The sequence below is a fragment of the Chroogloeocystis siderophila 5.2 s.c.1 genome, from assembly GCF_001904655.1.
Classification (GTDB): domain Bacteria; phylum Cyanobacteriota; class Cyanobacteriia; order Cyanobacteriales; family Chroococcidiopsidaceae; genus Chroogloeocystis; species Chroogloeocystis siderophila.
Window position 1 is genome coordinate 61,590 of the sequence record NZ_MRCC01000018.1, and the last position, 23,343, is coordinate 84,932.

17 protein-coding genes and 1 tRNA gene are annotated in these 23,343 nt (G+C 42.7%); 8 read left to right on the top strand and 10 right to left on the bottom strand.

What is annotated here, in order from left to right; translation table 11 throughout:
• Window positions 1-91 precede the first annotated feature (91 nt).
• The 4 genes from NIES1031_RS19215 to ldpA form a co-directional block, all read right to left on the bottom strand.
• Window positions 92-886, bottom strand: coding sequence for an HAD family hydrolase (locus NIES1031_RS19215; protein WP_073551088.1), 795 nt, complete (start codon window positions 884-886; stop codon window positions 92-94).
• Between the two features lie 161 nt (window positions 887-1,047).
• Window positions 1,048-1,119 (bottom strand) — tRNA-Gln (locus NIES1031_RS19220).
• A 261-nt stretch (window positions 1,120-1,380) separates the two neighbouring features.
• Complete coding sequence (locus NIES1031_RS19225) at window positions 1,381-3,129, bottom strand: R3H domain-containing nucleic acid-binding protein (RefSeq protein WP_073551089.1); 1,749 nt, start codon at window positions 3,127-3,129, stop codon at window positions 1,381-1,383.
• 61 nt (window positions 3,130-3,190) lie between these two features.
• The gene (gene ldpA / locus NIES1031_RS19230; RefSeq protein ID WP_073551090.1) at window positions 3,191-4,351 is read right to left on the bottom strand and encodes a circadian clock protein LdpA; all 1,161 of its coding nucleotides are present in this window, start codon (window positions 4,349-4,351) and stop codon (window positions 3,191-3,193) included.
• A gap of 205 nt (window positions 4,352-4,556) precedes the next feature.
• On the opposite strand from ldpA, the gene NIES1031_RS19235 reads away from it, so the two are divergent.
• Window positions 4,557-4,916, top strand: a complete 360-nt coding sequence (locus NIES1031_RS19235) for a single-stranded DNA-binding protein (RefSeq protein ID WP_073551091.1) — start codon at window positions 4,557-4,559, stop codon at window positions 4,914-4,916.
• Window positions 4,917-5,002: 86 nt separating this feature from the next.
• Here the strand turns inward: NIES1031_RS19235 and NIES1031_RS19240 are convergent, their stop codons facing one another.
• Window positions 5,003-5,773 carry an SIMPL domain-containing protein gene (locus NIES1031_RS19240; RefSeq protein WP_073551092.1) on the bottom strand — a complete coding sequence of 257 codons (771 nt, stop codon included), beginning with the start codon at window positions 5,771-5,773 and terminating at the stop codon, window positions 5,003-5,005.
• Window positions 5,774-6,039: 266 nt separating this feature from the next.
• On the opposite strand from NIES1031_RS19240, the gene NIES1031_RS19245 reads away from it, so the two are divergent.
• On the top strand, window positions 6,040-7,488 hold the full coding sequence (locus NIES1031_RS19245) for a cation:proton antiporter (RefSeq protein ID WP_143167823.1): 1,449 nt from the start codon (window positions 6,040-6,042) through the stop codon (window positions 7,486-7,488).
• Between the two features lie 100 nt (window positions 7,489-7,588).
• On the opposite strand, the gene NIES1031_RS19250 is transcribed toward NIES1031_RS19245, so the two are convergent.
• The 3 genes from NIES1031_RS19250 to labA form a co-directional block, all read right to left on the bottom strand.
• Window positions 7,589-8,401, bottom strand: a complete 813-nt coding sequence (locus tag NIES1031_RS19250; protein WP_236738915.1) for a class I SAM-dependent methyltransferase — start codon at window positions 8,399-8,401, stop codon at window positions 7,589-7,591.
• Window positions 8,402-8,504: 103 nt separating this feature from the next.
• A complete protein-coding gene (locus NIES1031_RS19255) occupies window positions 8,505-10,094 on the bottom strand; it encodes a 2-isopropylmalate synthase (RefSeq protein WP_073551094.1) in 1,590 nt (529 codons plus the stop codon).
• Window positions 10,095-10,161: 67 nt separating this feature from the next.
• Window positions 10,162-10,683 carry a low amplitude/bright protein LabA gene (gene labA, locus NIES1031_RS19260; RefSeq protein ID WP_015187313.1) on the bottom strand — a complete coding sequence of 174 codons (522 nt, stop codon included), beginning with the start codon at window positions 10,681-10,683 and terminating at the stop codon, window positions 10,162-10,164.
• A gap of 807 nt (window positions 10,684-11,490) precedes the next feature.
• Here labA and NIES1031_RS19265 point away from each other — a divergent pair.
• Complete coding sequence (locus tag NIES1031_RS19265) at window positions 11,491-13,893, top strand: serine/threonine-protein kinase (protein ID WP_073551095.1); 2,403 nt, start codon at window positions 11,491-11,493, stop codon at window positions 13,891-13,893.
• Window positions 13,894-14,083: 190 nt separating this feature from the next.
• Here the strand turns inward: NIES1031_RS19265 and NIES1031_RS24505 are convergent, their stop codons facing one another.
• Window positions 14,084-15,550, bottom strand: coding sequence for a FecR domain-containing protein (locus tag NIES1031_RS24505; RefSeq protein WP_073551096.1), 1,467 nt, complete (start codon window positions 15,548-15,550; stop codon window positions 14,084-14,086).
• Between the two features lie 381 nt (window positions 15,551-15,931).
• Here NIES1031_RS24505 and NIES1031_RS19275 point away from each other — a divergent pair, with 381 nt between their 5' ends.
• On the top strand, window positions 15,932-17,497 hold the full coding sequence (locus tag NIES1031_RS19275) for an outer membrane beta-barrel protein (RefSeq protein ID WP_218596869.1): 1,566 nt from the start codon (window positions 15,932-15,934) through the stop codon (window positions 17,495-17,497).
• A 16-nt stretch (window positions 17,498-17,513) separates the two neighbouring features.
• On the opposite strand, the gene NIES1031_RS19280 is transcribed toward NIES1031_RS19275, so the two are convergent.
• A complete protein-coding gene (locus NIES1031_RS19280) occupies window positions 17,514-18,386 on the bottom strand; it encodes a sulfurtransferase (RefSeq protein ID WP_073551098.1) in 873 nt (290 codons plus the stop codon).
• Window positions 18,387-18,496: 110 nt separating this feature from the next.
• Here NIES1031_RS19280 and NIES1031_RS19285 point away from each other — a divergent pair, with 110 nt between their 5' ends.
• The 4 genes from NIES1031_RS19285 (at window position 18,497) to NIES1031_RS19295 (ending at window position 23,340) form a co-directional block, all read left to right on the top strand.
• Window positions 18,497-19,387 carry a tRNA (5-methylaminomethyl-2-thiouridine)(34)-methyltransferase MnmD gene (locus NIES1031_RS19285; RefSeq protein ID WP_073551099.1) on the top strand — a complete coding sequence of 297 codons (891 nt, stop codon included), beginning with the start codon at window positions 18,497-18,499 and terminating at the stop codon, window positions 19,385-19,387.
• 357 nt (window positions 19,388-19,744) lie between these two features.
• Window positions 19,745-19,909 (top strand): hypothetical protein, encoded by a 165-nt coding sequence (locus NIES1031_RS24510; RefSeq protein WP_178378189.1) that lies wholly within the window; start codon window positions 19,745-19,747, stop codon window positions 19,907-19,909.
• A gap of 319 nt (window positions 19,910-20,228) precedes the next feature.
• Entirely contained in the window at window positions 20,229-21,761 is a 1,533-nt protein-coding gene (locus NIES1031_RS19290) for a tyrosinase family protein (protein WP_073551124.1), read from the top strand.
• A 451-nt stretch (window positions 21,762-22,212) separates the two neighbouring features.
• Complete coding sequence (locus tag NIES1031_RS19295; RefSeq protein ID WP_073551100.1) at window positions 22,213-23,340, top strand: calcium-binding protein; 1,128 nt, start codon at window positions 22,213-22,215, stop codon at window positions 23,338-23,340.
• Window positions 23,341-23,343 lie beyond the last annotated feature (3 nt).

A 23,343-nucleotide genomic window follows, 5' to 3' on the forward strand; every position in this document is an offset into this window, starting at 1 on the left:
GTTAGCTATTGGCTTTTAGCTATTAGCTCCAGCTTATATCGTTTTACTTGTGGTTGATACGAATCGGCAACAGAGGTGCTATCTTGACGGTTTAACCCCAAGTTGAAAAATCATCAGCAAACTGGGCAAGTGACAATAGCTGAATGCGATCGTGATTTTGGGCAGCTTGTCGTTCATCTTTGGTGTTATAGCCCCAATCAGCTAAATATAGTTTTACCGTGTCTAGATTTGCTTGCTGGGCAACAAGTTCTAGCGTTTTAATCCGATCTTCGACAAACCACAAGCTAGCAGGTAAGGTTTTTGCTGCCGCAATTAACTCGTGTAGAATTTCATGCTTAGGGCGCTTGTTTTCTTTCCCGAATACCGATTTTTCTGGTAGTTGAATTCCTTGCTGCGCAAGTAGTTGCTGCACAAATCGCCCTTCTTTAGTTGTCACGATAAAAACTTGAGTTGGGCTATTTATCAAGGAGTTGAGTTTTTCGATAACACCAGGATAAAAGCTATGCAAATTCAACCAACTTGCTAAATCATCGCGAATCCATTGATCGCGAAACGAATCGAGTTTGTGAGCAATTGTGGCAGATTGAAGACGAGTTTCTTGTAAGATAACGTGTGCGATCGCATGCCACTCTTGCAAAATCTTGTCTTCCGTAACTCCTGATAACAAAGCGGCGATGAGTAATGGCATTTCCCAGCCAGTTTCAATGACTGGGCGCAACCGATAAAACTTTTCGGCTAAATCTTGTGGTGGTGCTTTGTCTGCTTGTGACCAAATATCACGGTAAGTCTGCCAAGCTGTCTCAAAATATTCTTTTAACCCATTGCAAATAACGCCATCAAAGTCAAGTGCAAGAATCGTTGGTTGATTTGCGATCGTGCCTTTCATGCAATCTTTTCGTTCAATACGGTTTACTACACCATTAAGATTGCTTTAGCGGCATTTTTCAAGTTGATTTGTTTAATTAGTAAACGTCAGTTATAACGAAACGTTCAATTTCCACTTACCACACTGTAGAAGCTTTAAAGTTATTTACTATTTTCATCAAACTGGGGCGCTAGGATTCGAACCTAGGAATGGCGGGACCAAAACCCGCTGCCTTACCGCTTGGCTACGCCCCAATGACTCAACCTTAACTATATTAGCAGCAAATCCTGGAAAAGTGTCAAGTCTTTTTCAAAGGGGTGAGGGGCGAGGAGTGAGTGACTAGTAGGAGTGTGGGAGTGTAGGTAATAGAGTTCTGTGTTTTGGAAAGCGAAGAAAGGTGCCGGAGGCATTTATTAAAAGAAATTTGAACTTTGAGTTTTCTTAACTCAACACTCAACATTCATAACTCTCTTAGTCTACCTGCCTACCCGCTTACCCTCCGACCCCTTCGTCAGTCAAGCTGGATAAATCCGCAAGCGACGATTGGGTTCTTCACCAAAGCTATTGGATTTTAAGCGATAGTGTTCGACAAGTTCGTGTTGCATCTTGCGGACTTTGGGCGATCGCGGTAATAACTCGACAGGTTGTCCTTTCGGAATGACGATTTGCTCGACCGCAAGCCGCGCTTCTTCTAAGGCATCGATTTCATCTTCGCTTCCGCCTTGAGTAAATAAACTCAGTTCGCGTTCATCAGTTGTCAGTGGTTCGTCCATATCCAACATCCGGCGCAGCGTCCGCGTAATTTGGGGAATGGTGCTGGCTTTAATCATGTGGATGGGAACTTGACGCACTTTTGCGATGTGACGCAGCTTTGAGTGATTTTTGACGTGCGATCGCAGCGCCAAGATAGCGTCAGCACTATCGATGTCTTTTGTCAAGACGACAGGTAAGTTTAATACCTGAATCACTTGTTCTAGCTGGTGACGACTGACGCCATAGGGATAGATGTGTAAGGGTAAATCTTCCCCATTTGGTCCAGCAGTTTGCGCACCATAGCCGAAGCGATCAGGCGGAGCGAGCGATTGGTCAAGTAGCTGCTCAAATTCACTCACTCCTGATATGTCTTGCTCTTTAGCGTGACGCGGCAGTGGTAACATTTGTCCTGATGCCCGCCAGCCATTTGACTGCATTGTCGGTGGTTGTGAGGTATTCAACGAAGCAGTTCTGATGTCTTGCTTCTCGTCGGTAATTCCTCGAATTGTTACCGGTTGCTGACGAGTTACCGTGACTTTACCCGCGTCGTCTACAGTGCGCACTTGGGGGCTTGGTTGATGTCCGCGTAGAAGACTGTCTACGGTATCAGCTACGCTTTCGTGAACAACCCAGCGTTGGCGTTCGAGCATTTCTACCGCGATTTCAAAAGTCGGTGGCGCTTTACGTTCTAGAACAGTTTTTTGGCTGCGTCGCCGTCGGGCTTCGTCATCACCTAATGTAACAGCTTGAATTCCTCCTACTAGGTCGGATAGCGTCGGGTTTTTGATCAAGTTTTCAATTTGATTACCGTGCGCTGTTCCCACTAACTGTACGCCGCGTTCGGCGATCGTCCGCGCTGCCATTGCTTCGAGTTCGGTGCCAATTTCATCAATGACAATAACTTCGGGCATATGGTTTTCCACCGCCTCGATCATCACTTGATGTTGCAGTTCAGGACGTGCGACTTGCATCCGACGGGCGCGACCTATAGCTGGATGGGCAACGTCTCCATCGCCAGCAATTTCATTCGAGGTGTCAATAATCACAACTCGTTTATTAAGTTCATCCGCTAGAACCCGCGCAATTTCGCGTAAAGCTGTGGTTTTACCAACTCCTGGACGACCGAGCATCAAAATTGATCTGCCCGTTTCTACCAAGTCGCGGATCATGCCGATTGTGCCGTAGACCGCGCGACCAACACGACAGGTTAAGCCGATAATTTTTCCTGTGCGGTTACGGATAGCACTAATGCGGTGTAATGTTTTTTCAATTCCGGCGCGGTTGTCTCCTCCGAATTCTCCGACACGCTGGATACACTCGTTAAGTTGTTCCTGCGAAATCGGGGTATCGGAAAGGTACTCAGCTTGGTTTGGAAAGCGGGCTTCGGGAAGACGTCCCAAATCCATCACCACTTCCACCAAACTATCCCTTAAAGGGTGATACTCTAAAGCTTGTCGAATCTCTAACGGCAAAATATCTAACAATTTTTGCAGATCGTCTGTATTGGGCATTCTTCGTAAGGTGGCGTTATCAACAAGAGAGCAAGAGCGCGAGCGTATGATTTCAGCATTTTTACACTGACTTTAGCTGAGAAACCAAAGAATTTGCTAGCTTAACAGCCTGCCAAAGTAATTCTCGGTTATCTTCTAAACGAAGCGATGGCACCACAGTAGATTGATTCATAGGCTTTTGTTCTAGTTGCTCTAAAATAGGTGAAAGTAAAACGCGAGCGTAACTACCGTAAGCAATACCAGAAATATGCAAATGGTTAGTGGCTAGTGAATGGTAGTTAGGTTTTAGGGAAATATTGTTGTTGTCCTTCCCTGACCTCTGACCTCTGACTCCTGACCCTTTGATAAGTCCGATCTCTTTCAACTTCGCAACGGTGTAATCATTCGTTCCTCCAGCTAACTGTACGTATCCTGGTAATCCGGCTGCGAGTACCTTTTGCCCTAACTTGATTGCAGCCAATGTGGTGCCATCACCGATATCACCGCTCATTGGTCGTCCGTCGGTTTGCCAAATCAACGGACAAGGTAGCGGTGCAATGATGTTGTACAAGTTCCACAAATATTCAATCATGCCGTCTCCGTCAGGACAGCTAATTGCTATTAACTTTAACCTGTTAAGCCACGGTTTGATTGCTTGCCATAGTCGTTTAAATTCAGTGATTCGTCCTATTTGCGTGTGAATTTCAAGTGCATCAACTCTGGATAAAGCTAACGGGGCGATCGCACCTGGTGTAGAAACATAGGCGCGCGTGTAAATTAGATCGCTAGGACATATAGGCAAACAACGACCGCAGCCATAACACAGATCCTGTACCACGCCAGAAAAGGTGTTGCGATCGCGGTCAAACACAATGGCTTGCGCGGGGCAAATTTTCTCACACGGTCGAGGACACGCTACTGGACACACCTCTGGATTAAATTCTGCTTTACGAAAATGTGGGTCTTCTCCATCATTTAAGCTCACCATTAACCACGGGCGACTTTGGTAAGCAAAACCTCGCTGCTGAGCATCACTAGCTAGCGAGTCCGCAACTGCTAGTGCTTCTTGCGCTGCTGCAATGACGGCAGGATCGGCTGCCACGTCAATACAGTCAACGCCAGCTAACGTGTAAGCTAATGTTAAATTTCTAACCGCAGGTAGATGTTGAAAGCTAGCTCCGCAGATCAACTTAAACCAGTGACCTTTATTCAAGGAGCATAAAGGTTTGTACAAGTCAGTCACACTTCTATGCTAATGTGTGACGTCAAAAATAGCAGCTTGCGAATCAAATTTAATAAAAAACTTTTGACAGATGGCTATTTAAGGCAGGTAAAATGCCTATCTCACTATTCATGTGCTAAAAAAGTTGAACGCGATTGTTCTTCACGATTTTTTGTTCAATTTTGTCATTACACTATAAAAGAGTACATTTGTACTGGAAAAAGCCATGAGTCTGAATGTTGTAACCTTAGTAGGTCGTGTTGGTAGCGAACCAGATATTAAGTATTTTGAATCTGGAAGCGTCAAGTGTCGGTTAACGTTGGCGGTAAAACGGCAGTCACGTAATAGCGATGAACCTGATTGGTTTACGCTGGAATTATGGGGGAAAACCGCAGAGGTCGCGGGTAATTATGTCCACAAAGGCAGTTTAATTGGCGTTAAAGGCGCTTTAAAGTTTGACACCTGGAGTGATCGCAACACAGGCGCAACGCGTACATCACCGATTATTCTTGTGGACAAACTAGACCTTTTAGGTTCTAAACAAGATAGCAACGCTAATTTTTCTAGCGGTGACGACAACTTTTAGGGGTCAGAATAGAGTTGAAAGAGAAATTGCGACTAAGACTAATCACTAACTACTTATCACTCGCTCCTCGCTCCTCGCCCCTCCTTTCAGTACCGAATTTGCAACGTTACCGTTGCTTCAACTTGCTGTTCGCCACCGACGATAGGAGTAGCTGCAACACTATCAGCCATAGCAGCTTGACGCGCTAAAGGAATAGGCGGTGGCGGGGTCGTACCAGCATTATTAATTTGAATGCTGACGACTTCACTAGGGGAGAGATTCAAGACGCTTAATACGGTATTCGCTTGTTGTTGCGCATCTTGTGTCGCTTCGCGTAAAGCTTGCTGTTGAGCTTGGGCGATCGCGCTATCTGTCGCAATAAAACTCACACTATCAATGCGGGTTGCGCCTGCTTTTACCGCTTCATCTAATAAATTTCCCGTTCTTTCCGTCGCCATCCGAAAACTGACAATATTTGTTGCTGAATATCCTGTTAATCGCTGTGTATTATCAGTGTAGCTATAAATTGGGTTAAGAGTAATACCAGTAGTTTCGAGTTTTTCTACATTACGTGACTTGAGCAAAGCAACAACATCTGATGAGCGTCGGGCGGCTTCTTGTTGAACTTCAGCCGCAGTTTTCCCCTGTACTTCAACACCTAAGCGCACTTGCGACAACGTAGTAGGAATTGATTCCATCCCACGACCGCTTACAGTAATAGTACGCATAGCAATTGAAACTTGCGGTTGTTGTGACATAACAGGAGGGGTGAATGCTAAACATAATACACTAGTAGTTACAAATATTCCGCGTAACGGATTCATCAAATTGGAGAAATATTTATGTTGGCGACTTTCAGCTACAGAAGAGACATTCATTGATTTTGCTGTCCTCACACTTAGAGGCTAATTGAATTTTGACGTCATGCATGACGTGCTATCTAATCTGGCATTAAACAAAAACAATGTTGCAATTGTTACAGTTTTTGTAACTTAAAATTAGTTAAAAATCAGGAACTGAGCAATTTTATTTTAATAGTAGGTATAAAGAAAACCTATTTACATCATCATCGTTACCCACTCCTAATTTAGTTAGCAAACTTGTACAGTAAAAAGAATGATTTTTGTACAGACATGGAAGGTAAATGCAATTGCCTAATTTAACCTGGTTGATGCAACTCCCAGGGTGGGAAAACAGTACGTCTTTGCTGGCAAGCGCGACAGAAGCTGCGACAGAAGCTTCGTCAGAAGGAGAATACGGAACCTTGTTGCTAACAGCAGTACTGCTGAATTTAGTCGTTATTTATTTAGCAAGTAAAATAGGCGGAGAATTTTCAAACCGTGTTGGTTTGCCACCTGTTTTAGGAGAATTAGTTGGTGGGGTCTTAGTCGGAGTTTCGGCTTTACACCTTTTGGCGTTTCCAGAAGCTGGGGTAGAACCTTCGAGTTCTTTAATTATTCGCTTCTTAGAATCGACTGCGGGTTTGACTCCTGATCTTGCAACAGCGGTGTTTCGCGACCAAAACGATGTTATCAGTGTTTTGGCAGAAATTGGTGTTGTGATTCTACTGTTTGAAATTGGTTTGGAGTCGAATTTAAAGGAATTACTTGAAGTTGGAATTCAAGCAACGCTCGTCGCTATAGTCGGAGTCGCTGTACCTTTTGCGGTTGGTACTGCAGGATTAATGATCTTGTTTGGTGTTCCGGCGATACCGGCAATTTTTGCTGGTGCTGCTTTAACCGCAACGAGTATTGGGATTACGTCGAAGGTTTTATCTGAATTGGGGCGACTCAATTCTAAAGAAGGTCAGATTATATTAGGTGCTGCGGTTATTGATGACGTATTAGGCATTATTGTCTTAGCCGTCGTTGCTAGCTTGGCGAAAACTGGTGAGATTGATGTCAGCAACGTTATTTACTTGATCCTAAGTGCGAGTGGTTTCTTACTCGGTGCTATTGTTCTAGGTAAAGTATTCAATAAAACGTTTGTCTCGGTAGTCGATCTATTCAAGACTCGCGGCGGCATTATTATACCAGCCATAATTTTTGCCTACGCTATGGCATATTTCGCAGCGGTGATTCACTTAGAGGCAATTTTAGGGGCTTTTGCCGCAGGCTTAGTATTGGATGAGACAGATAAGCGTAAAGAATTGCAACGGCAGGTTATTCCCATTGCTGATATTCTAGTGCCAATTTTCTTTGTGACTGTAGGGGCAAAAACTGATTTGGGAGTATTAAACCCAGCGAATCCCACCAATCGCGAAGGGTTAGTGATTGCGAGTTTCTTAATTGCGATCGCAATTATTGGTAAAGTTGTTACAGGTTTAGCAGTCTTCGGTCAACCTGGAATCAATCGCTTGGCGATCGGTGTGGGAATGATTCCTAGAGGTGAAGTTGGACTTGTCTTTGCTGGAGTTGGTTCAGCAAGTGGCGCGCTCTCTAAACCGCTAGAAGCTGCGATTATTATGATGGTCATTTTGACGACCTTTTTAGCACCACCTTTGTTGCGGTTTGTCTTTCCTGATTCTGGATTGGAGGTTGAGACAACAGAAGCCGTTCCTGAGTTAGATCGGGCGGCAAATCGACAACCGTAGGTAGGAACTAGGAGCGAGGGGCGAGGAGCGAGGAACGAAGAAGAATGATTAAAATACAAGTATATCCTCGGACAGCTAATCTCCTTGCCCTCGGGACAAATTACTTTGTGGCGACAACGGCAATGTTCCAGGCGAAGCGCTTGGTGAGAGGTAGTTTTTTGAGAAGGACATCAAACTTTTCCAGGCGTTGATATTCGGGTGCGAGGCGCTGATGTTCGATGATGATTTTCTTCCAGTATCTTTCTTTGTTGGGATCTATTTTCTCAATGAGATAAAAGCGCAAGAAAATCCATAAAGTAGCTAGCCAAAAGGTATCGTAAGTTGTTTTTGAAAAGTGCGATCGCACAAAATCAACAATATTGATATCTAGTGGCGTTTCGTCTTCGGTGCGCACTTTTGTGGCGATGCGTCGATAAACATTAATTACAGGATTGTGTCGTAAAGGGTCCCAAAAACAAGCTTTTCCGCCTGGTTTGAGAACGCGATGCATTTCGCGAATTGCGGCGCGGGGGTTGGGGATATGATGCAGGAGGTTTGAAGCATAAATAATATCAAAGGTATTATCAGGACAGTCAAGCGCGATCGCATTCATCGTGCGTCCTTGAATTTTTACCTCATTCATCTCGGCTAGCTTCAATGCGACTTCTACCATTCCTGGTGAATAGTCTGCTGCAATGCATTTTGCACCTTTTTTCGCAAAGTAGACACTGTTTTCACCCGCGCCACAACCCAAATCTAATAATAACTTGCCTCTAATATCTCCTAGATGATTGAGAATAAAGCGATTTTCTGGGGCGGTACAAGCTTCAAAATAGTCTCTGACTTGAATTCCTTCGACATCTATTGTAGAAGCCCATTCATCATGGAATCGTTGTTCTTTGGCAAAGATATCATCGCGCATGGTGAGCATCATTAGAAATTACACTTTTGTAAGGTCAGGTAATGGGTAATGTGGGGGTGTGGAAGGAAACAATTACCGATTACCAATGACCAATCACCAATTACCGACCTTGAGTTTACACAGCTACTTGTTGCTGCTTATTTTGAATTGCAGCGTACAAACGATTGAGAGCGTTAACGTACGCTTGTGCTGAAGCAACAATAATATCTGTATTCGCTGCATGACCAGAATACACGCGGTCTTCATAACGCAGGCGAATCGTCACTTCGCCGATCGCATCAATCCCCGCAGTTACTGACTGGACAGAAAACTCGATCAGTTGATTGGGGACGTTCACCACGCGGTTAATTGCTTTATACACCGCATCGACGGGTCCTGTACCAATTGCCGCATCGGTCAATTCTTCGCCTTCGGGAGTCCGAATCGAAACTGTTGCAGTAGGACACGCGTGATCGCCGCAGGAAACTTGTACAAACTCTAAACGAAATAGTTCTGGTGTTTGCTGAATTTCATCGTTGACGATCGCTTCTAAATCCCAATCAGAAATTTCTTTTTTCTTGTCCGCTAAATCTTTAAACCGTAAAAAGGCTTTGTTTAAATCGGTTTCCGACAGTTCAAACCCCAATTCTTTCAAACGCGTGCGGAAAGCGTTACGTCCCGAATGCTTACCCAAGACGATTTGATTATCAGTCAATCCAATCGACTGAGCATCCATAATTTCATACGTCAGCTTGTTTTTCAACACGCCATCTTGGTGAATTCCAGACTCGTGCGCAAAAGCATTCGCCCCGACAATTGCCTTATTTGGTTGTACCAGCATTCCTGTCAAGTTAGAAACAAGGCGCGAAGTTTTGTAAATTTGGTGCGTATCAATATTTGTTAGAGGTTCTTCTGAATCAGCTGGGCGACCTAAGAAAGGATTGTAATATTGTCGTCTAACGTGTAGCGCCATAACCAATTCTTCTAGCGCCGCATTTCCCGCACGTTCTCCAATACCGTTGATTGTGCATTCGAGTTGTCGCGCTCCATTTTTAACGGCTTCTAAGAAGTTAGCAACAGCCAAGCCCAAATCATTGTGACCGTGAACTGAAATAATTGCTTGGTCAATATTTGGGACGTTTTCTTTGATACCGCGAATCAATGCGCCAAATTCGCTAGGAGTCGTGTAACCTACGGTGTCAGGAATATTGATTGTTTTTGCCCCAGCGGCGATCGCGCGTTCTAGGACTTGGTACAAATATTCTGGATCGCTGCGCACAGCATCCATCGGTGAAAATTCCACATCGTCCATGAACGATTTAGCATAAGCGACCATTTCTTCGGCGATCGCTAGCACTTCGGATCGCGATTTTTTAAGCTGGTACTCAAGGTGAATATCCGATGTCGAAATAAATGTATGAATTCTGGCTTTAGCTGCTGGTTTTAATGCCTCTGCGGCTGCTTTAATATCGTCTTTAATTGCTCTTGCTAAACTACAAATCACTGGACCATTTTCAGTCCCAACGGTTTCGGCGATTTGTTGTACTGCGTTAAAGTCTCCAGGGCTAGCAAATGCAAATCCAGCTTCAATGATATCTACGCCTAAGCGTGACAACTGGCGGGCAATCATAACTTTCTCTTCGACGTTAAGCGTAGCACCAGGGCATTGTTCGCCGTCGCGCAATGTCGTATCAAAGATAATGATGCGGTCTTGTTTGCTGTGCATAGTACTCCTCGTTGTATTTTTATTTGTGTAAACTTAAATAAACGCTAAAATTGCAAATAAATCTTGATTAATAATCTACTTTTTCTATATACTCGCGAATATCATTTAAATCAATATATCTATCAGTAGCATTACGCAATTCTCGGGCAATCATTCCCTCTGTGGATACTACTGTAATGTGAGTGTCTTTTGAGCGTAGTAGCTCGATTGCTCTTTCAAAATCTCCATCACCACTAAATAAAATGACATGATTGTACTGCTCGACTGTGTTAAACATATCGACTACAATTTCGATGTCTAGATTCGCTTTTTGCGAATAGCGACCAGAGGTGTCATCGTAGTATTCCTTAAGAATTTTATGCCGTACTGTATATCCTAAGCTAATTAAAGCATCTCTAAAACCGCGTTGATCTTGCGGATCTTTTAGACCTGTATACCAAAAAGCATTAATTAAGATTGTCTCTGGCTGCTCGGTTTTAAAATATTCCAATACTCTTCTTGGATCGAAAAACCAACCATTTTTTTGTTGTGCATAAAACATATTATTGCCGTCTACAAAAATAGACGTGCGGTTTATTAAGCATGCCATAAAAGTTAAACCTAAGATCTTAGAGATAGTTATTTTCCTTATCGAATTTTGTTGTTGCTGATATTATTTGAAATATTTGAATAAAATATATTTTCTCGAAGCCGCAAAATATGCCGCATTTTTTAGTAATTCCTTTGCTGTTTCAGATAATATACAATTGTCTTTTTATCTTTCGCTAATGAATACCCTATGAATACTTAACTTGTAAGCATTGCTTGCCACAATTCAATGCTTTTACATAGGATTTTTCGCTCGACCTTAGCTTACTTGTTACTACGGTTATTTACCGAAGGGCGCGCTGTGGCTGTCTTCAATGGTCTATATAGCTACTAATATTACAAATATGCGCTTTAACAACGTAGCTCAGGAACACCTCCTGGGCAGTGTATAAACTGATAATAAGACATAATAAGTTTAGTCACCAATACAAATCTAAGATATTGCTTTAGTCTCATCGGCTGAATTATAACAGTCTCTATGCCCTAGAGAAAATTCTGCCAGAATCTATGCTCTATATATTAATGCTAACGCTATTTAAGTCGCTGCTTGTGCTAATCACCGCGAGTAGATTTATATAAAAAAGTTGATAGCATATGAGAATTCTCTAATTTTCGAGATTTTCCATCATTGAATAAAATTATTGATAAGGTACATAGTACCAGATATTTTTAGAGCCTAAGTATAAATGCTATTGTGCTTAATCTATGCATATCATAGCCAAATTCGGTTGATGTTGAAATCTTGAGAGATTAACTTAGAAAAGACAAAATCAGGTCGTTGTAGGTAGAGTAAGCTTCCAGGCAAGATATGACACAACACAATACAGCATCCAAGCTCCAGAAAAAAGACTCAACTGATAAGCGATCGCTTAAAGTGCATAACGCAACGACGAAAATCACAGCACTATTAACAGCACGTCAATCATTGCGCCTTGCCTGGATCGGACATATTCTTACTGTAGCTTGGGCAATTGCTGCTGCGATCGCGACGGTTGGAAATTGGCGACTTGTTCAGATGTGGGAATCGCACGTGCAAACGATGTTTTTTGAACTGCGCGGACCAGTAGCACCACCAGAGGATATTGTCATTTTGGCAATTGATGAACCATCATTATCAATGCCGAAGCAATTGTTGCAGGAAGATTCCCAAAAATATGCCTACTTAGAACCCCTGAAAGCTTGGGCGTGGCGACGTAGTGCGTATGCGCAAGTCGTTGATCGGTTAATGTCAGCAGGTGCAAAAGTTGTTGCTTTGGATATTTTGTTGACAAATCCAAGTAGCTATGGAACCGATGACGATCAGCAATTAGCGCAAGTACTGCGCCGCTATTCTGGTAAAGTAGCATTAGCTGCCGAATATGCAGAAGCTGAAATTCATCAAGGAAGCTTAATTCAATTAGTACAGCCTGAACGCCTGTTTCGGACAAATCCGTCAGCAATTGGTACAATCAATTTTCCGCTAGAAGCAGACGGTAAAATTCATCGGTTTGCCAGTACTTTTCCCAAGCTATTAGCACAACAAGCGCAATATCCAAAAGAAACACTAGCAAAACTTCAAGATTTCCCTTCATTTGAAGAAGCTGTTGTCAAAGCCGTAAATCCTAATTTTGTTAGACCGCAAGCCGAGTATATTAATTTTTATGGTCCAGCAGGAACATTTGAACAGATTTCTTTTTGGCACGTATTAGATCCGGAAAACTGGAACACCTATTTACAGCAAGGAAAATATTTCAAAGATAAAATTGTCCTGATTGGGGCGACAGCAGCTTCACTCCAAGACTTTCATGGCGCACCATTTGCTAAAAGTTGGTTATATCCGCAACGAATGTCAGGAGTAGAAATTCAAGCAAACGCGATCGCAACTTTATTAAATAATCGCGCGATCGCCGAAGGAATTCCGAATACTAACACCCGCAGCTTGTTTATCCTACTTTTGGTTGGTAGTAGTGCGTTTTTAATTAGGAAATCCAAGCGCACCATTTTTCAATGCGCATCAACAGCAGGAATTGTTGTTGGTTGGGTAAGTATCAGTTATTTCAGTTTCATCTATGGCGGTGTTTACTTTCCGGTTGCAGTTCCCTTAGTTGCGATCGCCCTGGCGAGTTTTTCTTATTTAGGTACAGGTGCAGCGAGTGAAAGATTAAGAAAAATGAGTTTGCATCGTAGCTTAGAACGCTATGCATCTTCGCCTATTGTGCAGGAGATTATTAGCCAGCAAGATGACTTACAGTACTTACTAGAGCAGCGCGAGCTAGCAACAATGGGAAAGCTCATTGGCGGACGCTATAAAATTGTCAAAGTATTAGGTGCTGGAGGCTTTAGTGAAACCTATGTAGCCGAAGACAAACAACGTCCAGGGAGTCCACTATGCGTTGTCAAACAGCTTAAATTAGCCAGCAATAATCCCAAACACTTGCAACTTGCTAAACGATTATTTCAATTAGAAGCAGAAACTTTAGAAAAGCTAGGAACCCATGACCAAATTCCTCAACTATTGGCTTACTTTGATGAAGGTGAAGAATTCTACCTTGTGCAAGAATTAGTTGTTGGTCATCCCCTCAGCCAGGAACTTCCTCCAGGTAGACAACTACAAGAAGCTACAGTTATTCAAATTTTACACGAACTTCTACAAACTTTAGAATTTGTTCATCGTCATGGCGTAATTCATCGCGACATTAAACCTAGTAATATCATTCGCCGACACTCTGACGGTAAGCTTTTTTTGATTGACTTTGGTGCGGTAAAAGAAGTAAGCAACCAAGTATTAGACCAAGAGGGACAAAGTAGCTTGACAATTGGAATCGGTACCCAAGGCTATGCCCCCATTGAACAATGTGCTGGACGTGTGAAATTTAGCAGTGACATCTATGCGTTGGGAATGACAGCAATTAGAGCTTTAACAGGATTATCTCCTCATGAATTACAGTTCGATGCAGATACCGGAGAAATACTGTGGATGCACAAAACCCAAGTAAGTCACGAGTTTGCCACAGTTTTGTGTAAAATGGTGCGCCATGATTTTACTCAACGCTATCAATCTGCTTTAGAGGCTTTGTCTGCGCTTGAGCAATTAGTAAGTTGGCACACTAGCACTTTAGAAATAAAAGATAACTCACCTGTCGAAAATTCTGATACTCCCACAACTCCCTGGAGTATGGCATCAACAGAAATCTCCGATCCAAGTTCTACTATTGTTTTGCCACCGCAGTAGTTTGGAGTAGTTTATTTGCTCTACTGTCGGTAGCATTTATTTTGCTAGCGCAGGAAGAATCTTTGCCAGCGATACGAAATAGCCGATGATCGCAGTTCTGACTCCGGTCGTAAATCTGTTGGTAAATTCACATCATTTCCTACAGGTTCTACAGGGTTCGGTTCATTGATAGGTAAAGGACTAACGTCATCTAATAATGGCGGAGTCGTCTCAGTGTCCGTTGGTGGTATGGTGTCAACCGGATCTGTCGGTGGCGTGGTGTCCGTTGGCGGTGTGGTGTCAACCGGATCTGTTGGCGACGTGGTGTCCGTTGGTGGCGTGGTGTCAGCCGGATCTGTTGGTGGCGTATTGTCCGTTGGCGGTATGGTGTCAACCGGATCTGTTGGTGGCGTGGTGTCAACCGGATCTGTTGGCGGCGTATTGTCCGTTGGCGGTATGGTGTCAGCCGGATCTGTTGGTGGCGTGGTGTCAACCGGATCTGTTGGCGGCGTATTGTCCGTTGGTGGTATGGTGTCAACCGGATCTGTTGGTGGCGTGGTGGTGATACTGCACCAGTAACCCCACCGTTAGAAAATAACACGCCAATCACACCGCCTAGTAATACCACCACGCCACCAACAGATCCGGCTGACACCATACCACCAACGGACACCACGCCACCAACAGATCCGGCTGACACCATACCACCAACGGACACCACGCCACCAACAGATCCGGCTGACACCATACCACCAACGGACTCATCAATTTCCTCTCTAGACCCATTGCCAGGAAGTTGCTGATTACCGCTGTTTGCTCCACTTGGAGGATTCTCTGTATTAGTTGAGTTGTTCCCACTTGGATTCCCAGTGGGCGATGGTGTTGTTGAAGTATTGTTACCTTGATTTTGTTGAGTTGGTGTTGTTGAAGTATTGTTGCCTTGGTTTTGTTGAGATTCTTGTACTGAATTACCAGGAGACCGAACAAAAGGTGGATTTTCAACTACTCCTTCGCCTCTAACTGGTGGCTTTGTAGCAGCAGCAGCCGCAGTTTCTGCTTGTACACTAGAGAGTGCCGGATCAGCTGAAGGATTAGGATTTGGTCGATTCAGATTAAGCTGCTGTACCAAATCGCTCGTTTGGTAAAAAGTATTGAGGTCAAACTCGTATAACTGCTCAATTGTGTCATTGACAACAACCGCCATTTGCCCAGCTTCGAGAACTTCGCTTTGAGAAGCGCTTTGATTAAAAACTTCAATATTACTATCTGTTAAAGCCCCAACAATTGTTGTGTCTGTTTCGGGTATATAACGTACAAATAATGCTGACCCTCTAATTGCAGCAGCTGCATTTGGCGTTCGGATGTCTGTGACTCCTCTGCCAGGAGGAATGAGTAATAGTACTGTTCCGTTTGATAACCTGAATCTACGTGTCTGTGCAATGAAGCGGAATATGGCTTGTTCTCCTATCCTTGCCAGGGAACCGTCATTAAAACGTAGTTCTGCTAAGGAAGAACGACCTGTAGACAAAGCATCTCCAGGCTGCATGGCATCTGACAATCGGGCTGGACGTGGTGTGCGATTTTGTGGAAGTAGACGCACTAGATTACGTATGTTTTGCACTACGGCTCGTGTCAGAGCAGTTTCAGCATTAGCCTTCTTAGCTATTGGCAGCGTCATGCTCCAAAAAACAAAGGTAAGGATGAGGACGAACTTGCGAGACATGGCTTTTAGTGCCTAAAAAGGGTGAACAAGTGCCAAAGCAATCAGACGCAGTTTCTGATTTCCAAGTTTCATCATGTCAAATTACATAGTTACAGAAGCTGTCAACAAATAGCAAATTCTCAAGCATTAAATTGGCATCTACTCATTTTAATCAGCGATCTATTACACTTCACTCTCCTAGTAAGAATCAGGAACATTTTTTCTAACTGAGTACGTCTTGAAGCAGCTAATGTTACGCCTCGCTCGCAATATTTTTGGGGTTGGAAAATAGAACTCTAATATGTAAATTTTTGTAATTATTTGACCGCTAGTGAAATATATGTATAATTATATACTGTGAATAAACTGATTTATAGAGCTACTATTACAGTGTGGCAGCCTGAAAAACTGTCTGGTTTACCTTATATCTTATGCTGGCAAAAATTACTGCGAGTCGGTTGTGATAATCCATCAGTCTTGTCACTCTTCACTGCTAGTACCATTAGCCTGTTGTTGCTCAATTCTAGTATAGTTGTTGCAGCCCCTCAAAATGATTGTCAAATAAATTACTCGAAAACTACAGGAATATCCTCAACAAACCGAGAAAAGGTAAATAACTCTTCATGTGTTTCTACAACAGATTCGTTAGAGAATCCAGAAAAGACTTTCATTTCCTCCGAGTGTCCAATCTCTGATAATCACAAAGTAAAATTGCCAGAATTGGCTGTACCGATTCATTTTCGAAATGAACTTGCTGGAAGACAGGACAATATAGCATTAATAGAGAACTTGAATACTCCAGTAAAAACAACATTAGAGCACCCAACCGCATTTAATTCAAGTCCTGCGGATGCTCTGACATCTAAGCAAACTTTAGAGTTCCTTCCTCTTGATTCATATATCGCGACTTCTTGTGCAGTACGGCAATCAGATGAGCAGCGTGCCAAGCTTGATCTACTTTCTTCTACATCTCACCCTATACAAATTGCACAGGATGCACAGCAGCGATTATCTGTACCAACCGATGGTGAATTAGGCGAATTGCGCTTGCGCGAATTGGAAGGACGATCGCAATCGGATATCGATGCAGAACTAGGAAGATTACGCATACGCGAAATCAAAAGGCGATCGCAGACAGATCCAGAATTAGGGATTATGCAACTACGCGAATCAGAAAGACAGCCCACGTCCGATATTGTTGTCCCTCCACCACCATCACCTCAACTCGGTTCGCTGTTGGCGCAAATTGGTTACTTCCAATCGAACAACATATTTTCAGGCGTAGATCCAACACAAGGCGGTTTGCTATCGTCAGGTATCACGCTAATTACAACGCCGAAGTTGGGAGAGAATACAGATCTGATCGCCGCGATTGATGGAAGTTTGATTCGCTATATCGAGCAATCTGAATCGAATTACAACCAAGTGCGCTTCAGGGCGGGAATTCGTCAAAGATTGTCACCACAAATGTTTGGTGAGGTTGGTTGGATTAATCAACAACTTTTTCGTTCAGAGTCAGGGAATCGCTTTTTGGATGAAAATGCACTGCGTTTTGTGCTGCGACGACGCGATCGCTTGACCGACAGGTTACGGCTTGATAGCTTGTATGAGTTACGTCTGAGCGATGCCGAACCGGAAACGCGCAGTCGCATCATCAATTCATTATTAGTATCCTTAAGCTACAACTTGCAAAGCAATTTCTTGGTCGGTCTAGATTACCAGTTTGCTTTATCAGACTTTACCCAACGCGATCGCGAAGATCAATTTCACCGCTTACTCGGACGCTTAACTTACGCCGCTTCGCGCAATAGCCAATTTAATCTCCAAGCAGGAGTAACACTGGGTGGTTCTTCTGACCCAAATGTTAATTTTGATAACTTATTTTTGAGTGTGACTTACACAGTTGAGTTAGGGCGTTTTTAATACGAGGAAATAATAGTTAAGAACTAGGGCGATCGCTTTTATTTTGAGTTTCCTCGGTTGGTGGTTCAGCGAGGAGATAAGAACACCAGTCACTCCAGCTACCAGCATAAAGCTTTCCGGTATCAATTTTAGCCAACTCAAGAGAAAGTAAATTAACGCACGCTGTCACGCCAGAGCCGCAATAAACGATAATTTCTTCCGCAGATTTGAGGTTTTCCCAACGATCGCGTTGTGCGGTAGGCGATCGCAAGTAACCTTGCGCATCAGAAACTTCTTGCCAAGGATAATTTACTGCACCAGGAATATGACCTGCAATTGGATCGATAGGTTCGCGTTTTCCAGAATAGCGATCGCTTTCGCGTGAATCGACAAGAACCACCCCAGGATCATCTTTACGAGCTTTAACTGTTGTTATATCAACAACGCGATCGACTTGAACTCGCGGTACAAACTCACCGTGTTGGGATTCAGGAAGGACATCAGTTACAGGATAGCCACTATTTAGCCAGCCAGTGAAACCACCGTCCAAAACAGCGACTTGAGTGTGTCCTAAGTAACGTAATAGCCACCACAACCGTGCAGCAAAAGCAAAGCGCGAGTCATCGTAAGCAACGACAAATGTTTTTGAAGTGATACCTAGTTGTGATAATTTGTGCGCGAATTTATGCGGATCAGGTAACGGATGACGTCCGCCGTGTGGCGCTACAGGGTCAGAAAGATCTTGGTTTAAATCTAAATAGAAAGCTCCTGGAATATGACTTTCTTGATATTGTTGATAACCAAGTTGTGGATCGACCAGCGAAAAACGACAATCGGCGATCGCCACTTGTGGATCTTTCAAGTGTTCAAACAGCCATTTTGCAGAAACTACTGATTGCAAGTCGGTCATAAGTCACAATTTTTGAATTGAGGTAATGGGACACTGAGTCATCGCTATTTACGACCAATTACCAGTTACCGATTACCAACTCTAAAGATATTCTATGTCTAATAGTAATTATGCCTAGTGAAGAATTTGTTCCTCAGCCTACCGCCGATGGCTCATTTACGTTTTTTTCCGCAGAATTTAATGAAGCGTTTCACAGCCAGTACGGAGCGCGTCAAGAAGCTGAAAGAAAGTTTGTCGAACCAACACAACTGCAACAAAAAGCTCAGCAACCTCGAATAAGGCTATTAGATATTTGCTATGGTTTGGGTTACAACACGGCAGCGGCTTTAGCAACGATTTGGCACGTGAATCCTTGCTGCTACGTTGAGGTTATTGGTTTAGAATCGAATCCAGATGTCCCAAAATCAGCGATCGCGCATAACCTGCTGCAATCTTGGGATGAACCCATACCCCAACTTTTAACTCAACTAGCAAATAAACATCTAGTCCAAACAAGTCATTATAAAGCGACGCTACTCATCGGTGATGCCCGAAAGACAATTCAAACACTACATCAACTCAACTTTCAAGCTGATGCTATTTTTCTCGATCCCTTCTCACCACCACATTGCCCACAACTTTGGACGGTAGAATTTCTCCAGTACGTTGCTTTGTGTTTAGCTCCTAATGGGCGGTTAGCGACGTATTCGTGTGCGGCAGCGGTACGCACTGCGTTGATTCAAGCTGGGTTAAAGATTGGTTCGACACCACCCGTCGGAAGGCGATCGCCAGGAACAGTAGCGGCTTGGGAAGCCATTAATCTCCCTACATTATCACCAGAAGAACAAGAGCATCTCCTCACGCGTGCGGCGATTCCTTACCGCGATCCACAATTAAGCGATTCAGCTACTGTTATTTTGCAACGACGTCAGCAAGAACAAAACGCAAGCTCGTTAATGTCAACATCACAGTGGCGAAAGCAAACTATAAAAAATAGTAAGAACACACTACAAAAGAATTAATTAATGATACTTCATTAAGTTTTTAAAAAGCTAAATACTGTGCTCATCACTTCAAATTGAACTTATGCAAACTTGTGTATTTCTTCATTAAAACTTTAACAATTTCTAGCAAATAGACTAGTGAAATAAAGTTATAGTGAAAATGGATAAAATATCTATTTTATTTTTTGCATTTTCTTTATCTTAGATTTAAGCAAGTTGAAACTATAAATTCAAATGTTTCAATAATTCCCCTCGGGGCATCTCACATAAATAAAGGAACTAAAAAAAACATTAGTTAATTCGTAACACGAGTTTATATATTGTTATCTTTGTACGTCTACGTAACTAAGTTTCTTCCTACAAGGGAGGAGTGTGATGTTTACAGGCTTTTCCTGTCAGCAAATCTTGAAGACGGTAAGTATATTTTGCACTGCAGCCGCTATGAGTAATATTCCTGTACTTTTTATTCGGCTGATTGGTGCTGCTAAAGTAGCAGTAGCAAGGATTGATAAATTAAAAGGATTAGCTCTCTTTAGCTAGAAGTAACGTTAATAAGTAGCTTTTTTAATACCTTATCTGATAACTATAGGTAAAAAAACAGCTATCAAACGTACTCATTTGTTGTACTTACTTGTCGATTAATAAAACAAAAATAGTAATACATGACCTCATGATGCAATTGTTAACTGGCAATACAGAGGTACGAATGCTTTTGCTTTATTTTGTTTTGACTAGCTATTAGTTCGACAAATATAAGCATCTTGCTAAACAGTATTGCTGCGAAATTAAAACAGCAATAATACATACTGCTTAAATGCAGCGGTATTTACCAAAAAATTACAATTTTTGGGGGAGAATTATGTCTTCTAGTCTTTCGCGACGTGAAGTTTTAAGGCTACTCAGCTTCTTATCTGCTGGGGCTGCTGGTGTAGCAAGTGTGCCACTAATTGGCGAACTTTTTGCAAGTAAAGCCACGGCACAAACAAGTTCTGTTTATGTTCGTGAAAGTATAGCCACGTTCATGCAGTCGCCTACGAAAATTGCAGCTTTAAGAAGAGGAATTCAGGTGATGCAGTCGCGGTCTAGTTCTAACCCGACAAGCTGGATCTACCAGGCTAATATGCATGGTATTCCCAGCAACGAGTCCCGCAGATTGACCGCATGGGGTACTTGCAATCATGGCAGCTTCTTCTTTTTTCCTTGGCACCGAATGTATCTATACTACTTTGAGCGAATTCTGCGTCAGGCGTCTGGCGATTCGACTTTAGCGCTGCCATACTGGAATTATTCAGATTTTCCCGATCAGCGGACTTTACCTGAAGCATTTCGGAATCGACTACTACCTGATGGCTCTACCAATTCGCTCTATGTAGAACAGCGCGCCCCTGGGATTAACCAAGGTACGACAGCGTTAGCATCAGCTGAAGTCAGTTACGAGGGAGCTTTTCAACGTACAAACTTCTTTCATACCAGTTCTGGACAGCAAAGCTTTGGTGGTCGAAGAGCTACAAGTGCAATGCACCGAGGTTCTGGGGGAGGACTTTTGGAGGGACGACCACACAACCAAGTTCATGTTGTTGTTGGTGGTAGCAGTGGTTGGATGCGCCAAGTAGAAATGGCGGCTCGCGATCCAATTTTTTGGCTACATCATGCGAATATTGATCGCTTGTGGGAACGGTGGCTTTTGTTAGGTAATGGAAGAGCAAATCCTACCAATGATAGTGATTGGATGAGCGATCGCTTTACCTTCTTTGATGAAAATGCCAGACAAGTGACAATGCGTGGTAGAGATATCCTTAATACAGTGCAGCAACTAAACTATAGATATGACGACGCCCCGCTAGGAAACCAAGTGCTGGTAAATGGAATGAGTGATGCTAACCGCTCTACACAGCAAACAACTACAACTCCTCAACTGTTAGCGACAACACCTATAAACAATCAGCAAATGTTGGTAGAACTCAGAGAAGCTCCAGTGACTCTAAATTTACGATTCCCACAGTCACAAGGAGTAAGACCATTTAGTAGTTCTAGAACCATAACAGCAGGTTCTGTCACACTCAACGTTGAGAAGGTTGAATATAATCCCAGAAATTCAATTCCCTACGAGGTTTACATTAACCTCCCACAAGGAGTTCCTCCAGACCGCAACAGTCCTTACTATGTAGGCAGATTAGCACTATTTGCGCATCCTCAAAAAGCTACCTTTAGTCTTGATATTACTGAAGCGGTAAGCGAGCTACAGCGACTTAATCTCATAACAGGAGATTCTATCTCAGTAACTTTCGTTCCACCTGGTGGAGAGATGAATGCAATGCAAAGAACGGAGCGCACTAGAGAAGCGCCAGGAGTCGTTCGCTTTGAACGCGTGACAATTACTACAACCAATTAATCAATCTACCATCATTTAAATTACTTACAATCAACTTAATTATCTTGTAATCAAAAGAGAATGTTAAAAATATCAGACTGAACTGAATAGGAGTGCTAGTACAAGATAGTTTTATCTAAAATTCTTAGCTTTGTTTCTTAACTTAAGAATATTTAGTTAATGAAATAAAAAAATACCGCGTTTAGATTGCATAACTATTTTGTATAAAGCGCTTCTGGATTTCTGCAACTTAATTGCCAACAGTTATACAGACTTTTGAAGAAATAAATAACTACTTTTTTCTAAAAAAACTAGTGTTTGTTGGAGGTCTTTCTTTAGTATATTCGCAAACCTTTATAACAACAAATAAAAACTATGAATAAAAGAAAACAAAGTAGATGATAGCTAAAACATAAGCCAACAAACCTGAAAAACAGAAGTTTGATAAATATATACTGGAGTTTGATATAATATGGCAATAATTAAAGGAACTGCTGGTAACGATAACTTAAAAGGTGGCTTAAACAACGATAAGCTCTACGGTTATGAAGGTGAGGATACTTTAAATGGTGGTGCAGGAATCGATACTTTAATTGGTGGTACAGGTAGCGATGTTTACATTGTAGACACAACTACGGATGTCATTATTGAATATTCTGGTGGCGGCGCTCACGATACGGTGAAATCTTCTGTAAGCTACACTCTGGGGGCTTATGTAAATGATTTGGTACTAACTGGAAGCAGGAATATTAATGGTACAGGCAACGAACTAGACAATATCATCACTGGTAATAGCGGTAGAAATGTTTTAAGAGGTTTTGCTGGTAACGATCAGCTTAATGGTAGTAATGACAAGCGCAGCGATACACTTTATGGCGGAGTTGGTAACGACTCGCTTAAGGGTGGTAGCAAAGATAAACTTTATGGAGGCGCTGGAAACGATCGCTTAATCGGAGACCACGTCGGATTTTTTGATAACCCAGACGACACAATATATATGGATGGCGGTGACGGCAATGATTATCTCTATGCTAGTCATGATGCTGAAATGTATGGTCGTAGAGGTAACGACACTATCACGGGCGGTACTTCGGTTTACATCGACGGTGGCGACGGTGACGATTTACTCAATGGTGATGAAAGTACAATTTACGGTGGCAAAGGTAATGACACCATAACAGGCAGTTACAGTAGCCTTTATGGTGGCGATGGTGATGATGTTTTAAGTGGAATTGCTGAAATGGAAGGTGGTCAGGGAAATGATACTCTGATCGCAGGTGATTGGGATAGTGGCTTTATCTTCAGTAGACCAACTGATGGAATTGATACAATTACGAACTTCGCAGCAGATAAAGGTCACAAAATTTATGTTTCTGCCAGTGGTTTTGGTGGTGGACTTGTAGAAGGAGAATTGTTACCAGGGCAGTTAAAATTTGGGACTTCAGCAACCGAAGCTGACGATCGCTTTATTTACGATACATCTTCTGGCGCGTTGTATTTTGATGTTGATGGTGTATTAGGTACTGGTTCGCAAGTCCAGTTAGCAATTTTAGTCGGTGCTCCTGAGTTAACATCTAGTAGTATCTACGTTAATAGCTAAAGA